14 protein-coding genes are annotated in these 14,041 nt (G+C 58.9%); 2 read left to right on the top strand and 12 right to left on the bottom strand.

What is annotated here, in order from left to right:
* Positions 1 to 27: 27 nt before the first annotated feature.
* The 8 genes from ACP26L_RS13910 to ACP26L_RS13875 form a co-directional block, all read right to left on the bottom strand.
* On the bottom strand, positions 28 to 1,203 hold the full coding sequence (locus tag ACP26L_RS13910; protein ID WP_426453314.1) for an ABC transporter permease: 1,176 nt from the start codon (positions 1,201 to 1,203) through the stop codon (positions 28 to 30).
* Positions 1,200 to 1,925: an ABC transporter ATP-binding protein gene (locus ACP26L_RS13905; RefSeq protein WP_426454937.1), complete on the bottom strand. Its 726-nt coding sequence runs from the start codon at positions 1,923 to 1,925 to the stop codon at positions 1,200 to 1,202. The genes ACP26L_RS13910 and ACP26L_RS13905 overlap by 4 nt, the downstream gene beginning before the upstream one ends.
* A 37-nt stretch (positions 1,926 to 1,962) precedes the next feature.
* Positions 1,963 to 3,645, bottom strand: a complete 1,683-nt coding sequence (locus ACP26L_RS13900) for an efflux RND transporter periplasmic adaptor subunit (protein ID WP_426453312.1) — start codon at positions 3,643 to 3,645, stop codon at positions 1,963 to 1,965.
* A gap of 158 nt (positions 3,646 to 3,803) precedes the next feature.
* Entirely contained in the window at positions 3,804 to 4,028 is a 225-nt protein-coding gene (locus tag ACP26L_RS13895; protein WP_426453310.1) for a hypothetical protein, read from the bottom strand.
* A 15-nt stretch (positions 4,029 to 4,043) separates the two neighbouring features.
* The gene (gene ltrA / locus ACP26L_RS13890) at positions 4,044 to 5,336 is read right to left on the bottom strand and encodes a group II intron reverse transcriptase/maturase (protein ID WP_426449887.1); all 1,293 of its coding nucleotides are present in this window, start codon (positions 5,334 to 5,336) and stop codon (positions 4,044 to 4,046) included.
* 672 nt (positions 5,337 to 6,008) lie between these two features.
* Complete coding sequence (locus tag ACP26L_RS13885) at positions 6,009 to 6,878, bottom strand: SDR family oxidoreductase (protein ID WP_426453308.1); 870 nt, start codon at positions 6,876 to 6,878, stop codon at positions 6,009 to 6,011.
* A 151-nt stretch (positions 6,879 to 7,029) separates the two neighbouring features.
* Positions 7,030 to 7,227 (bottom strand): hypothetical protein, encoded by a 198-nt coding sequence (locus ACP26L_RS13880; protein WP_426453306.1) that lies wholly within the window; start codon positions 7,225 to 7,227, stop codon positions 7,030 to 7,032.
* Positions 7,228 to 7,585: 358 nt separating this feature from the next.
* Complete coding sequence (locus ACP26L_RS13875; RefSeq protein WP_426453304.1) at positions 7,586 to 9,067, bottom strand: aldehyde dehydrogenase family protein; 1,482 nt, start codon at positions 9,065 to 9,067, stop codon at positions 7,586 to 7,588.
* A 268-nt stretch (positions 9,068 to 9,335) separates the two neighbouring features.
* Here ACP26L_RS13875 and ACP26L_RS13870 point away from each other — a divergent pair, with 268 nt between their 5' ends.
* Both ACP26L_RS13870 and ACP26L_RS13865 read left to right on the top strand, forming a co-directional pair.
* Positions 9,336 to 9,716 carry a winged helix-turn-helix transcriptional regulator gene (locus tag ACP26L_RS13870; RefSeq protein WP_426453302.1) on the top strand — a complete coding sequence of 127 codons (381 nt, stop codon included), beginning with the start codon at positions 9,336 to 9,338 and terminating at the stop codon, positions 9,714 to 9,716.
* A gap of 39 nt (positions 9,717 to 9,755) precedes the next feature.
* Complete coding sequence (locus ACP26L_RS13865) at positions 9,756 to 10,154, top strand: hypothetical protein (RefSeq protein WP_426453301.1); 399 nt, start codon at positions 9,756 to 9,758, stop codon at positions 10,152 to 10,154.
* Positions 10,155 to 10,267: 113 nt separating this feature from the next.
* Here ACP26L_RS13865 and mnmH read toward each other — a convergent pair whose 3' ends face one another.
* From mnmH to phnE, 4 genes are read right to left on the bottom strand one after another with little or no spacing between them, the layout of a single operon-like run.
* Positions 10,268 to 11,314, bottom strand: a complete 1,047-nt coding sequence (mnmH, locus tag ACP26L_RS13860) for a tRNA 2-selenouridine(34) synthase MnmH (RefSeq protein ID WP_426453299.1) — start codon at positions 11,312 to 11,314, stop codon at positions 10,268 to 10,270.
* A 45-nt stretch (positions 11,315 to 11,359) separates the two neighbouring features.
* Positions 11,360 to 12,409, bottom strand: a complete 1,050-nt coding sequence (selD, locus tag ACP26L_RS13855) for a selenide, water dikinase SelD (RefSeq protein ID WP_426453297.1) — start codon at positions 12,407 to 12,409, stop codon at positions 11,360 to 11,362.
* 41 nt (positions 12,410 to 12,450) lie between these two features.
* Positions 12,451 to 13,263 (bottom strand): phosphonate ABC transporter ATP-binding protein, encoded by an 813-nt coding sequence (gene phnC, locus ACP26L_RS13850; RefSeq protein ID WP_426453295.1) that lies wholly within the window; start codon positions 13,261 to 13,263, stop codon positions 12,451 to 12,453.
* A 1-nt stretch (position 13,264) separates the two neighbouring features.
* The gene (gene phnE, locus ACP26L_RS13845) at positions 13,265 to 14,011 is read right to left on the bottom strand and encodes a phosphonate ABC transporter, permease protein PhnE (protein ID WP_426453294.1); all 747 of its coding nucleotides are present in this window, start codon (positions 14,009 to 14,011) and stop codon (positions 13,265 to 13,267) included.
* Positions 14,012 to 14,041: the final 30 nt, after the last annotated feature.

Here is a 14,041-nt window from a genome sequence, read left to right as displayed (position 1 = left end):
AATCGTTCTAGGGTTGGTATCAAATCATCAGTCCGTACGCAGCGCGTCGATCGGACGGAGCTTCGAAGCCTTGTTCGCCGGATACAGGCCGAAAATGATCCCGACGAGCACGGAGAACAGGAAGGCATAGAGGCCGATATCCATCGACAGCTCTGTCGGCTGCTTCGGATTGAGGTACGGCCATGCCAGGGCCAGACCGGAGCCCAGTGCGAGCCCGATGAAGCCGCCGAGGCCGCTGATGACTGCCGACTCGACGAGGAACTGCATCAGGATGTTGCGCCGCTTGGCGCCGATCGACTTGCGGATCCCGATCTCGCGGGTCCGTTCGCTGACGGTCACGAGCATGATGTTCATGATCCCGATCCCGCCGACGAGCAGCGAGATGCAGGCTACGCTGATGAGCTGATTCGTCAGGGAGCTTGACGCTTCCTTCCTGGAGTTCATGAGCTCATCCTGGTTCGAGAGGTTGAAGCCTGTGTCGCTTTTGAATTTATAAGTCAGGTACTGCTTCATGGTTGCCTGCGCCGTATAGATCTCCTCGTTGCTCGGCGCCTCCACATACGTCGTGCGGATCGCTCCGAGCTTGAAGGCACGTCTGGCCGTCTCCAGTGGAACGAAGACCGAGTTGTCCAGCGAATTCCCGGTACTGTTGGAGCCCTTGCTCTTCAGCTTGCCGACGACTTCGAAGACGACGCCGTCAATGTTGATCGTCTCGCCGATCGGATCCTCCGTACCAAAGTATTCGGTGGCGATCTCACTGCCGAGGACGGCCACGCGGCTGCGCAGCTCCGAATCCGCATCGACCAGGAACCGGCCGTCGGCCACTTCGCCCTTCATGATGTCGATATAACGGTCATTCGTACCAATGACATTGTGGGTGGCCTGCGTACGGTCGTATTTGACATTTGAGCTCTTCGTCATCGTCGGAGCGATTGCCGAGAATTCGGGCAGGAGTTCGAGCTCCATCAGCTCGTCATAATCGAGCTGCGTGGCCCGGCCGTTGCCAAGGACGTTTACCACCATCATATTGGTGCCGAGCGCCTCGTACTGCTTCTCGATCTGGGCCGTCGTCCCCCGCCCGATCGATACGAGCGTGACGACGGAGGCGACGCCGATGATGACCCCGAGCATCGTGAGCATGGTCCGCATCGGCGAGGAGACCACCGTGCGGAGCGCCATGCGGATCAGTTCTGAAGCTTTCATACCGTCACGCCCTCTTTCACTTCGCGGGCAGGAGCCCCGGGAATCGGAGCGTTCCGGATGTCCGAGACGATCCGGCCGTCCCGGATCGAGACGACTCTGCGCGCATTCTCCGCAATGTGCAGGTCATGCGTAATGAGGACGATGGTGTTGCCCTGCTCGTTCAGCTTCTTGATGAGCTCGAGCACCTCAATGCCCGTCTTGGAATCAAGAGCTCCCGTCGGCTCATCCGCCAGGAGCAGGGCCGGCGACATCGCCAGGGCGCGGGCTATCGCCACACGCTGCTGCTGGCCGCCGGAGAGCTCGCTCGGCTTGTGATGGCCGCGCTGGCCCATGCCGAGCAGCTCCAGCATCTCGAGCGCCAGCTCCCTGCGCCGCTTAGGCGGCACGCCGGAATAGATCATCGGCAGCTCTACGTTCTCGATCGCCGTCATCCGGGGCAGCAGGTTGAACTGCTGGAAGATGAACCCGATCTTCTTGTTGCGCAGCTCGGCAAGCTGGTTGTCGGACATCTTCTCCGTCGAGACGCCGTCGAGCTTGTAGGTGCCCGAAGTAGGCACGTCGAGCAGCCCGATCGTATTCATCAGGGTCGATTTGCCGGAACCGCTGGGCCCGACTATCGCCACCAGGTCGCCGCGCTCCACTTCCAGAGTCAAATCATCGAGGATCCGGAGCTTCTCGGCGCCGCGGGCGTATTCTTTGCATATGTTGCGTAATTCGATCATGACTTCCACCTGCGTATCTCCTTTCCGTGCGCCGCGCTTACCGCTGTCCGCCTGTCCCGCCCGTTCCTCCAGTGCCGCCGCCAGGGAATCCGCCGGCACCGCCGGCCGGGAAGCCTCCTGCGCCGCCGCCCTGCTGCATCATCTGCCGGATCCGTTCAATGTCAGCCTGGGAGCCGTTCGTTGTGCTCTGGCGGACCGGAATCACGACCTTCTCGCCTTCCTGCAACCCTTCGGTAACTTCAATCGTCGTCTTATTGCTGATGCCTGTCTTCACTTCACGCTGTTCTTTGCTGCCGTCCGCTTTCAGTACGGTGACCGTCCGCTTGCCTTTGGCCCGCTGCAGCGCTTCGACAGGGAGCGTAATGATATCTTTCTTATCCTGGACGAGAATCTCCGCAGTGGCCGTAAGACCGTTGCGCAGCTCACCTGAATTTTTTACCGTTATGACCACGTCGAAGAAAGTTACGCCGTTGGTCGTCGTTCCTACGGTAGACACCTGGCTGACCTCGCCCTCGAACACCTTGCCGGTGATGGAATCGACCGTGACTTCGGCCTTCTGCCCCACCTTGACGTTCGGCAGATCGAGCTCGTCGACTTGAATCGGCAGCTGCATCGTATCCAGGCTGGCCACGCCCCCGAGCACTGTATTGGCTTCGATGCTCGAACCGACCGGATAGCTCGCCAGCACGTTTTTCTTCTTATCCGCAAAGTCGGTCGAGAACACCCCGTCGAACGGAGCCGTCAGCGTCAGCTTCGCGAGCCGTTCCTCAAGCAGCGCGATCTGCTGCTTCTGCTTATCGATAGCCGTGATCTTGTCTTCGATGTCGTCACCGAGCGTGTCGCTGCCGAGCACCGCCAGCACGGCCCCCTTCTTGACCGTATCTCCGGTCTTCACCTTAAGGTCGCGGATCGTTCCGCTCGCCGCTGCGAATACGGGTTCGACTTCATCATAAGCCAGCGCAGCCTTCGCCGTCGACTCCGCTTCCCGGCCGCCGATCCGCACCGAGCCTTCGACGTTCATGCCTTCGTCCAGCGTCCCGTCGTTCTCAATCTCGATCTCTACGTCTACAAGCTTGTTCCCCGCAGCATCCCCGCGGACCTGCTTGCTGACCGAAAGCACCTTGCCTGTGCGGCTGAGAGAGAATCCATCGGCTTCCAGCTCCACTTCGTCGCCCGCTTTGAGCTGAAGCGCATCATCCACGAGGAAAGGCAGCTTCACCGTCAGCACGGATGTATCCGTAATCGTGGCGACACGGCCCGATTTGTTCACGCTGCCCCCCGCATCAATATTGCTTGAGAGCGTCACTTCACCGGAGATGGGCGCCGTGATCGTCATGCTGCCCTGCTCGGCCTGGAGATCGGCCAGATCCGATTCGAGCGTAGCCAGCGTCGATTGGGCTTCGCTGAGGTCGTTATCGAGCTCCGGGTCGGAGACGACCACGAGCACATCCCCCATTTTGACCGCCTGGTTGCGGGTGAGATTCAGCGTCTTGATCGTCCCGTCCACTGGAGCGATGATGTTCTGCAGATCTCTGGCTTCGAATTGCGACGTGCCGGAGACCGTGGAGCGGATCTCGCCTTTTTTTACATCCGTCGTTTTCACTTGATTTACGGCCGCCGTAGTTTTCGGTTTTTGCTGGAGATAAACATAGGTGCCCCCTCCGGCCAGCACCACGGCCAATCCGGCGATAATCCAAGTTTTGCGTTGTGGTAATGCCATTGTGTGTGTTCCCCTCCTGAAAGGACCTGCGTAAATTCTTTTCTATAGGCTTCATGATAGCTTGTATTTGTGAATCAATCGTGAAGAAAGCTTAAGATAAGATGAAATTCAGCTGGAAGTTTGCTGAAAATGAAGGAGAGGGAGTCCTGTAAGGGAATTCATTGTGTTCCGTGACGAGGAGAGAAACCATTGGCACAGCCGTGAACCGGAACAAGATAAACGGCTTCGCCGTCCTTTAGAGATGAGACACGTTTATAAGGAATATAAGATGACGGGATCAAGCGCGAGATATAAATTCTAGAGTAAAGGGCAGAAAATTTCTGCCCCTCCTCATCAAACCGTACGTGAGGTTTTCCCTCATACGGCTTTCCGATGTTCGTCATTCATGTGCATGCAGATCACAAAAGCGCTTTAAGTCCATATTGCCTGGTCAGAAACCTTACTTCTTGAAGCGAACTCCCCCACCTCGCACGTTGCCTCTTCTTGGCATACCATCTCGTAAACCTTTGCAAAATGTACCAGTCCAGTTTGGCCAGCTTTAATTGGCTGTAGGCTGTGTAGTAGTAATTCCTCCACCCCTGAATCTTTGGATTCAGCCACCGCACATGTTCGGCGAATGACTTGTGTCTCATCTTCGGCGGTGCGAGACGTTCTTTAACAACCTCCCGGATACGTTCTTCCGCTTTCCGGGTTAACCACTGCTGGGTTGTGTAGTACACCTTCCCTTGGGAAGTTTCCGCTTTTGTTTTGCGATGGTGCATGCCGAGAAAGTCAAACCCTTCTTCTCCTGTCCATAACCCGACAAGGCGCGTCTTGATGGGATGCAGGGTAAGATCGAGCCGTTCCATAATCGTCTGGATCAGTTGGTAGGCTCGTTCTGCTTCTTTCCTTGTTTTGCACACTACTACCAGATCATCGGCATATCGTGTGAGTTCCCCCAGTCCGCTCCCATGTCGTTCCCACAGGATGTCGAAGTAGTTCAGATAGATGTTCGCCAAAAGGGGAGAGATGACTCCGCCCTGCGGCGTTCCCAGATCCGTGCGTCGAATCATTCCTTCCTCCATGACACCCGCGTTCAGCCACTTTCTTACCAGCTTCAAGAGGCGCCTGTCACTAATTCGCATTTCCATCAGCTTCATCAACTTCTCTTGATTGATGTTATCGAAGTAAGCTTGGATGTCGACGTCGACCACCCAATTCCCTTTACGGTTGCATGCTTTTCGGATACGATCCAGCGCCTGCTTGGCGCTTCGCTTCGGCCTGAATCCAAACGAAGCTTCCTGGAAATCCGCTTCAAAGATCGGTTCTATGACCAGTTTCGCTGCCATCTGTACGACGCGGTCTCGGATGGTGGGGATACCCAGCGGCCTTTGCTTTCCATCTTTCTTCGGAATGTAGCGCCGTCTTACCGGCTGCGGATGGTACTTGCCTTCTTTAAGGATTCGTTGACATTCGTGCAAAAAGACGTTCTCTCCTTGTTCCTCTATGTCCGCCAGTGTCTCTCCGTCGATTCCAGCCGATCCTTTATTGGCTCGTACTCTCCTCCATGCCTCCCTCAGAATATCCATCCGATACACCTTGTCATAGAGCGCATGGAATCTACGCTTCTTATTCTCCTTGGCCGCATGACCTAGTTTCTCTTGGAGTTGTTGAACGTTTTCCTTTGGTGTCGTTAGCCGCTTGGCATTCACTGACTCGTACCTCCTTAAGAAACATGAACAAAGCAGAGCCCCTTCCCTCCCGCAGATTGTGTTGTCCTGCGTTCCCCGGTAGTATGAGCCCCTCGGACTCCCTTCCTGCAGACTGCTCATTTCGCCGTGCATGCTTATAGAGAGTCTCTTTACGGGTTCAAAAAAAAAATTCCCGTGCAGGGGAGGGTCTCCCCAGTTCACTGCATCCTCTTTCATGTCATGCCGCTCCCTATACGCCGGAAGATTCTTCGCTGCAGCTCCAAGTTCCATACAGCTTCCTTGGCCTTCGTCCTTATAGGCGAGACTCGGCTTCCTCTTTTCCCTCTTGCGAGGCCTTTTTGACGACGCGGCAGGATTCACTTCATGTTACGGCCTGACATGTTGCTCGCGCTGTCTCTGACAGCACTTCCGTCGATACGCTTTTACGTACAGATTTCGCCATACGCAAGTATCCAAGCTACGCGGGGGCTTGGCCCCTCCCGCGACCGGACTTTCACCGGCTAGAAGATGCGTGCTTAGCTGGGCACGCCTTATAATAAAAAAAAGGCCGCCGTCAGGCAGCCTTTCCCGGCGCACACCGGGTTGGATGCGCGCAGGTGATGAATCTATGAACGCTTCGGGATGCTGAAGCGTTAGGTCATGCTTCAATCTGTAATTTGGGTCCGGGGATGCTTACCCGTTGATAATCTCGCCGCCGTTGATGTGCAGGAATTGGCCGGACATGTAGGACGAGTCGTCCGAAGCGAGGAACACGTAAGCCGGCCCGAGCTCCTCCGGTTGACCCGGACGCTTCATCGGCTGGGAGCCGCCGAACTCCGCTACCTTCTCCGCATCGAAGGTCGAGGGGATCAGCGGTGTCCAGATCGGTCCCGGCGCTACGCCGTTCACCCGGATGCCTTTGTCCGCGAGGTTCATCGAGAGAGAGCGGGTAAAAGCGACGATCGCCCCCTTGGTCGACGAATAATCGAGCAGGGTCGGCTGTCCGCGGTATGCCGTGATCGAAGCGGTGTTGATGATGGCCGCGCCTTCCTTCAGATGCGGCATCGCCGCCTTGGTCATGTAGAACATCGAGAAAATGTTCGTGCGGAACGTGCGCTCAAGCTGCTCCTGCGAAATCTCAGTGATCGACTGCTGCGGATGCTGCTCCGCCGCGTTGTTCACTAGAATGTCGAGCTTGCCGAATGTCTCCACGACCTTCTGCACGGCCTCGAAACAGAAGGGTTCCTGGCCGATGTCGCCTGAGATCAGCAGGCAGCGCGTCCCCTCCTCTTCCACAAGGCGCTGCGTTTCCTTGGCGTCGTCGTGCTCATTCAGGTAGATGATCGCAACGTCCGCGCCTTCCGCAGCATAGCAGGCCGCCGCGGCGCGGCCGATCCCGCTGTCCCCGCCGGTGATGATCGCCACTTTGCCGAGCAGCTTGCCGCTGCCTTTGTACTTGCGGTCCTTGGCCACCGGCTTCGGCGTCATCTCGCTTTCCACGCCGGGCTGGCGGTCCTGGTGCTGTGCGGGCATCGTCATTTTCTCTTTCTGCGTCGTGCTCATGATTATCTCTCCCTTCGGTTATAGAACAAGGAATGAATTTGGGATTTATGGGTCACTGCTCCGATTCATCATCATGCATCCGTCATGGCCGCCTTCCGGCAAGGGTCCTTGCCCTCTCGACCGTGTTGAACCTGCCGGCGTCTACTGCAGGCTATTTCGGCGCATCCCTGGCTTCACCGCCCCCATGCGCCTCGTGCCACTCCTTGGCCTTGGCTGTGGCGATGGCGATCGCCCGTCCCTCTTCATGTCCATCCTCCAGCAGGGCATTGGCGATCTCGACGGCCTTGTGGCGGATCTGCGGATCCATGTTCTTCATGGATGGGGGATAGTCCCCGTTTCTCCACGGCATGGCTGACACCTCCTCCTTCCACAAATTGGGTACTCTTATACTTATCCGGGCCCCCGTCTTATGAAACAAGCCTGGTTCCGCCGGCAGCCTCACACATCGGAGCTTCCAGCCTGGAGATCAATGAAGCCAACTCTCGAAACTGCCTGCAGCCGGTCCGTCTCCCGAAAGCAGCCCGAATGGCGGTTCAGCGGCTGCCTATGAGGAAAAACATCGGATAACGGGACTTGGGCACATTCCCTAAGACTCCAGCTTGCCGGCTTCCTTTTGCTGCGAACACGAATAACCCTCCGCCCCAAGGGCAGAGGGTTACTTCTACGCCGGCCGTCACCCCTGCGGAAGGACTTCCGCAGGGCAGCCGCTACAGCTGAATCCAGACACTCTTGACTTCCGTGTAGTTGTCTAGCGCGTACGAGCCCATCTCCCGGCCGATGCCGGACTGCTTGTAACCGCCGAAGGGGGAGGCCGCGTCGAATACGTTGTAGCAGTTGACCCATACCGTACCCGCTTTGAGGCGGGAGGCGGCGTAGTGCGCGTTCTTGATATTCTCGGTCCACAGACCGGCGGCCAGGCCGTAGTCCGTCGCATTCGCACGGGCGAGGACATCGTCCAAATCCTCATACGGCATCGCGGCCACAACCGGCCCGAAGATTTCTTCCCTGGCGATCGTCATCTCGTCGCGGACATCCGCGAACACCGTCGGTTCCACGAAATATCCCGATCCGTACGGATTCGACCCGCCGTACACCAGCTCGGCGCCTTCGCTCTGCCCCTGCTCGATGTAGCGAAGAACCCGGTTCTGCTGCTCTGAGGAAACAAGCGGTCCGATCTCCGTCGTTTCCTCCAGCCCCGCCCCCTGCTTCAGGTTCCGGCAGTGCAGCGCCAGATCGGCGATCACATTGTCGTAGACCTTCTTCTGGATGAACAAGCGTGAGCCCGCGCAGCACACCTGTCCCTGGTTGAACATGATGCCGCTGAGCGCCCCCGGAATCGCACGGGAGAGGTCGGCGTCCGGCAGAATGATGTTCGGCGACTTGCCGCCGAGCTCCAGCGTCACGCGCTTGAGGGAATCGGCCGCCTGGCGCATGATCAGCTTGCCGACCTCCGTTGAGCCGGTGAAGGCGATCTTGTCGACAAGCGGATGGTTCACCAGGGCCTGACCGGCCGTCTCCCCGAAGCCCGGCACGATGTTCACGACGCCGTCCGGGAAGCCCGCTTCCTGGATGAGCTCCGCCAGATAAAGCGCCGACAGCGGCGTCTGCTCCGCCGGCTTCAGCACGATCGTACATCCGGTGGCCAACGCCGGACCGATCTTCCACATCGCCATGAGCAGCGGGAAGTTCCATGGGATGATCTGGCCGACCACGCCGACCGGCTCGTGTCTTGTATAATTAAAATAATCGCCGCTGACCGGGATCGTCTGTCCCATCAGCTTCGTTGTCCAGCCGGCATAATAACGGAGGTGCTCCACAGCCAGAGGCAGATCGGCCCCGCGTGTCTCGCGGATCGGCTTGCCGTTGTCGAGCGTCTCCAGCCTGGCGAGCTCTTCCCTGTTCTCCTCGATGAGATCTGCGAGCTTGTACATCAGCCGTCCCCGCTCCGCGGCACTGATCCGGGACCAGGGACCTTCGTCGAAAGCCCTGCGGGCAGCGCGTACCGCCGCATCGATGTCCTCCGCATCCCCTTCGCTTACGGAAGCCAGGGTCTCTCCCGTGGCCGGATTCGGCGTATCGAAGGTGCGCCCCGAAATCGCTTCCACAAATTGTCCGCCGATAAATAATTTCTTCGTCCCCTGCAGGAAGAGGTCCAGCCGGCTGCGCTGCGCCATCGTCGATTCGCTCATGAAAGATCCTCCATTCTTGAAATAAAGTGCTTTCACAAGTATTCTAAAAGAAGAAAGCGCTTTTGGTAAGAATGCACTTATTTGTGCGGTAGTTACCCGTAGGATACTTATGGGCGGGACGTGGCTTCGCAGTCCATCCCGGCTCTGCCCGCACGTCCCCTGCTTGGAGACATTCTCTTGCAGGAACGTCTTCCGGACTTGCCCCCAACCTGTCAGTCTCCCCCTATTTTCAACAGCCTATAATTTTAGTGGAAAGGCGGGATCCCTCGTGTCTGACGTCCTGAGGAAAGAAGTCAAGAAACGGCTCGAGAGCAAGGAATTCCACTGCGAGAAGGAGCTGACGCTCTCCCTGATCTCCGGCAAATGGAAGATCTCCATCCTGTATTACCTGGACCAGGAAGGCTCCCTGCGGTTCAGTGACCTGCAGCGCCTCTTTCCTAAGATTACCCACAAAGTCCTCACCGCGCAGCTGCGCGAGCTGGAGGAAGACGGCATCGTGGCCCGCCGTATTTATCCGGAAGTTCCGCCCCGCGTGGAATACTCGCTTACCGTCCGCGGCGCGTCCCTGCTGCCGATCATCCGGATGATGTACGACTGGGGCAAAGAGCATATGACGCATTATGCGGGAGTGACCGGCAGCCGGACGTAGCCTGCATACGAATCCTGCGCCCAAGGAGGCCGTCTTTACATGAACATCAGAGCGGCTGTATTACGGAAGCTGCTGGCCGCAGGCATGACTTCATTCCTTCTCTCGCTGGCACTCACGGTTTTTCATGGCTATGCACCTTATCCGGTATATTTGATGTACTTTCTCACAGGACTTCTGCTTCTCGGCGTTCCCTGCTCTTTGGCTTCGGACTGGATCCAATCCAGGGGAAAAGGGATATTTCGTTCCCAGGCCATAGGGCTTGGTGTCCATCTGCTTGCTGCTGGAATTCTTCTCCTAATCTTGATGAAGGTGGAGCAAGATCCTTTTCTGTTCCTGTATGCGGACATACTTGTCTCCTCCACCTTCACGGCGGCGGCGTGCCTGTGGCTCATGGATCTGCTGCTGCAGGCCGCTGCCCGCTTCTTACAGACCCCATAGCAAAAATAGGTCCCGCCGGATCACCGGGGGACCTATTCGCGAGCAGAGGCTCAGCGAAAATCTTTGAATCTTGTGCCTGAAGCCTCCGCACCCTGGTTCTGGAAGTGCCGTATTCAGCGCCGTTCTTCGGGCTGGAGAGCCGGTATGCGCTGCTTGATCGCTTCGATGGCCTCTTCCACATTCGCGGCCTTCAGCGTCACCCGCTCCGTGTCATACTGCTTCGAGGCGTGCTCGTAGCGCGGATCGTAGTAGTGCTCAAGGAGCATCCGCACCGCGCCTTCAAACTTGCCCTCCCGCAGGCAGCCCTCAATCTCCGCTGCTACCGGCGTATGAATGCGCCGCTTGATATGCTCGAACGCCTGGATGCAGGCTTCCTTATGCTCCCAAGGCTTGTAATCCTCGAGGATGTGCTTCACCCGCTCTTCGGCCGGCATGTCGATGAAGAGCTGGATGCCCTGCTCCTTGCTCTTCACGAGAAAATCAGGGAGCACCACCTTCCCGACCCGCTTGCTCTCCGCCTCCATGAGGACATATGGCGAATGCTGGTAGGCCAGCAGCTCGTGCAGCAGAAGGGACTCAAAGGTCTTCTGGTTGTTCGCCTTGAGGCCGATCTGCCCAAAGATGGACCCCCGGTGCCCCGCCAGGCCCTCCAGGTCGATCACGGGATACCCTTCTGCCTTGAGCCGCCGCAGAATCTCCGTCTTGCCCGCTCCGGTATATCCGTGCACCACGTAAGCCGGCGGCTGGAACTCGAAGTGCTCAAGCGTGTCCACGACCCACTTGCGGTAGGCACGGAATCCGCCCGCCAGCCGGTACACACGGATGCCCATGAGCGACAATACCGTCGCCGTTGTCTTGCTGCGCATCCCTCCGCGCCAGCAGAACACCGCCTTGCGCGAGTCGATCGCCTCGAAGCGCTTGATGAAGGCCGGCAGCTTCGCCGACACGATCTCGAGCCCCCGGTCCTTCGCCGCCTGGACGCTGACCTGCTTGTAGATCGTGCCGATCTCGGCCCGCTCCGCGTCATCGAACAGCGGAATGTTCAGACTGCCCGGAATCGTCGACTCCTCATACTCGGACGGCGACCGGGCGTCGACGAGCGTCAGCTCCCTTTTCTGCTGGAGCTCAAGCAGTTCCTCTACCGAAATATCTTGAAACACCGGAAATCCGCCCCTTCCCCTGCTGACCTGCTTCTTCGCTGAAGATTACTCCACTACGATATGACCCGGATGCTCCGCCGTCGCCTCGCCGATGATACTCGCTTCAACGCCGGCCTTGCGCAGGTCCGCGAGCAGCGCGTCGCCCTGGTCGCCCGCTACCGAGATGAGCAGGCCGCCGGAAGTCACGGCATCGCACAGAATCCACTGGCCCACCTGGTCCAGTGTCTCCGGGAAGGTAACCGAGCCCTGCAGGTGTGCGAAGTTGTTCTTCGTGCCGCCCGGCACGATGCCTTCCTCCGCCAGTTCGCGGACACGCGGCAGCACCGGCACGTCCGCCTGGCGGATACGCAGGCCTACCCCGCTGCCCTTGGCCACTTCGGAGGCGTGGCCCAGCAGGCCGAAGCCTGTGACGTCCGTGCACGCGTGCACCTCGTACGGCTCCATGGTCTCGGCCGCCGTCTTGTTCAGCGTGGCCATAACCTGCGTCACCCGCTTGATCTCCTCCGGCGTCAGCTTGTCCCGCTTGATCGAGGTCGTGAGAATGCCTACGCCGATCGGCTTCGTCAGGATAAGCTTGTCGCCCGGCTTCGCCCCAGCGTTGGCCCGGATCTTGTCCGGGTGGATTAGACCCGTCACGGCCAGGCCAAACTTCGGCTCGTTGTCGTCGATGGAGTGTCCGCCGACGAGTGTCGCCCCGGCTTCCTTGACCTTGTCTCCGGCGCCGCGCAGGATATCCGCCAGCACCTGCTTGTCGAGCTTCGAGATCGGGAAGGCGACGATATTGAGCACGGTCAGCGGCCGGCCGCCCATTGCATAGATGTCGCTGATCGCATTGGCCGCAGCCACCTGGCCGAAGTCATAGGGATCGTCGACAATCGGTGTGAAGAAGTCGACCGTCTGCACGAGCGCCAGGTCGTCGCTGAGCTTGTACACGCCCGCATCGTCGCTTGTATCGAGGCCGACAAGCAGGTTCGGGTCCGGCACGGCCGCCGGCAGGCTGCGGATCACCTGGGAGAGGTCGGCCGGGCCGATCTTGCAGCCGCAGCCCCCTTTGGTCGAGTAAGAAGTTAGCTTCACTGGCTCATGTAGCGTCATAGGAATCATCCTTTCGAATAAGTTTGGATGGAATATATGGGTTAAGGCTGCAGCGTATCGTCATCCGGCGGATAGATCCGCTGCAGCTCGGCTTCCCCAAGCTCACCCGGCGGACCGTCGAACACGATACCCCCGTGGGCCAGTCCGATAATCCGGGTGGCATACCGGCGGGCCGCATGCACATCGTGCAGGTTCGTCACGACCGTCATGCCCCGCCGGTGCAGCGTTCCGATAAAGTCGAGGACGCGCACCGCCGTCACCGGGTCGAGGCTCGATACCGGCTCATCCCCGAGCAGCAGCTGCGGGTCCTGCATCAGCACGCGCGCAATGGCCACGCGCTGCCGCTGGCCGCCGCTCAGCGCCTCGACCCTGCGGCCGGCCAGATGGGCCAGGCCCACACTGCGCAGCGCCTCCATGGCCTGGGCCTTGTACGTGCCGGAGAATACGCCGAACAGACTCTGCCGCAGCGGAATCTCCGCGAATCTCCCGGCGATCACGTTGGTGAGGACACTGAGCCGCGGCAGCAGGTTGTAGTGCTGGAAGATCATGCCGATATCGCCGCGCAGCCGCCTCAGCTCGCTTCCGGATACGCCGGTGACCGGCTGCCCGGCCCAGCGGATCTCCCCGCTGTCGGGCTCAATCAACCGGTTGATGCAGCGGATGAGGCTGGATTTGCCAGCCCCGCTGCGTCCGAGCACCGCCACCCATTCCCCCGGCCGGACCGTCAGCGAGATGTCCTGAAGCGCGGCTTCCTTGGCGCCCGGGTATTGCTTGGTCAGCCCGCGGATCTCCAGACCCGGCCGGGTCGGAGGTCCGCCCTGATCCTGCTGACCGTTTTTCTTCTGCGCCGCCATCTCAGCTCACCCGCTTTCGGATGAAAGCGCCGAGATAGTCGACGCCTGTCACCAGGACCATGATCAGCAGCACTTCGAAGGCCACCTTCTGGTACATAAATTGTTTGAAATCATTATAAAGCAGCTGCCCGAGGCCGCCGGCTCCCACGACGCCGAGAATGAGACAAGTGCGGATGGCGACCTCGAGCCGGTAAAAGAAGTGCGAGATCACGAGCGGAATGATCTGCGGCAGAATCCCATACAAGGACACAAGCAGTCTCGTGCCCCCCACGGATTGAAGAGCCTCCTGCGGCCCGCGGTCGATCGCTTCGATGGTCTCCGAGATCATTTTGCCGAACACGCCCGTGTTATGAATAATGAGAGCCACCACCGCCGGCAGCGGGCCGAGCCCGAGCGTCGGGATGAATAGAAGCGCAAGCACCAGCTCCGGGATGGACCGGAACAGGTTGAAGCAGAACCGGAAACCGTCGTAGAGCCAGCGTGCAGGTGTAGAGTTACGGGCTGCGAAGAAGCTCGCCGGCAGCGCGATGCCAATGGCGATCATAATGCTGAACAGCGAGATCTGCAGCGTCTCGACCGCCGCCTGAAGCGCGATCTCATAGTCCGCGGGATCCAGGGGAAACCACTGCTCCGTGATGAAGCGGTAGGTGTTCCCGAGGTCCCGGAAGAGCGCGATGTCGAATCCGACGCCGCGGCCCGACCAGATCAGCAGAAGGACGGCAAGTGCGAGGAGAAGTATTTTGTTCATTGTTGCCCCTCATCTCTTTCCTATACCTGC

The sequence above is a fragment of the Paenibacillus sp. S-38 genome, from assembly GCF_049942825.1.
Taxonomy (GTDB): domain Bacteria; phylum Bacillota; class Bacilli; order Paenibacillales; family NBRC-103111; genus Paenibacillus_G.
This window is presented reverse-complemented; position numbering and strand designations above follow the sequence as displayed.

What these genes read in the sequence shown, in the direction of transcription:
- ACP26L_RS13900 (WP_426453312.1), bottom strand. Translation starts at nt 3,645, where the DNA reads ATGGCATTACCACAACGCAAAACTTGGATTATCGCCGGATTGGCCGTG.
- ACP26L_RS13875 (WP_426453304.1), bottom strand. Translation starts at nt 9,067, where the DNA reads ATGAGCGAATCGACGATGGCGCAGCGCAGCCGGCTGGACCTCTTCCTG.
- ACP26L_RS13885 (WP_426453308.1), bottom strand. Translation starts at nt 6,878, where the DNA reads ATGAGCACGACGCAGAAAGAGAAAATGACGATGCCCGCACAGCACCAG.
- ACP26L_RS13865 (WP_426453301.1), top strand. Translation starts at nt 9,756, where the DNA reads ATGAACATCAGAGCGGCTGTATTACGGAAGCTGCTGGCCGCAGGCATG.
- ACP26L_RS13905 (WP_426454937.1), bottom strand. Translation starts at nt 1,925, where the DNA reads ATGATCGAATTACGCAACATATGCAAAGAATACGCCCGCGGCGCCGAG.
- ACP26L_RS13910 (WP_426453314.1), bottom strand. Translation starts at nt 1,203, where the DNA reads ATGAAAGCTTCAGAACTGATCCGCATGGCGCTCCGCACGGTGGTCTCC.
- ACP26L_RS13880 (WP_426453306.1), bottom strand. Translation starts at nt 7,227, where the DNA reads ATGCCGTGGAGAAACGGGGACTATCCCCCATCCATGAAGAACATGGAT.
- ACP26L_RS13895 (WP_426453310.1), bottom strand. Translation starts at nt 4,028, where the DNA reads ATGACGAACATCGGAAAGCCGTATGAGGGAAAACCTCACGTACGGTTT.
- selD (WP_426453297.1), bottom strand. Translation starts at nt 12,409, where the DNA reads ATGACGCTACATGAGCCAGTGAAGCTAACTTCTTACTCGACCAAAGGG.
- phnC (WP_426453295.1), bottom strand. Translation starts at nt 13,263, where the DNA reads ATGGCGGCGCAGAAGAAAAACGGTCAGCAGGATCAGGGCGGACCTCCG.
- phnE (WP_426453294.1), bottom strand. Translation starts at nt 14,011, where the DNA reads ATGAACAAAATACTTCTCCTCGCACTTGCCGTCCTTCTGCTGATCTGG.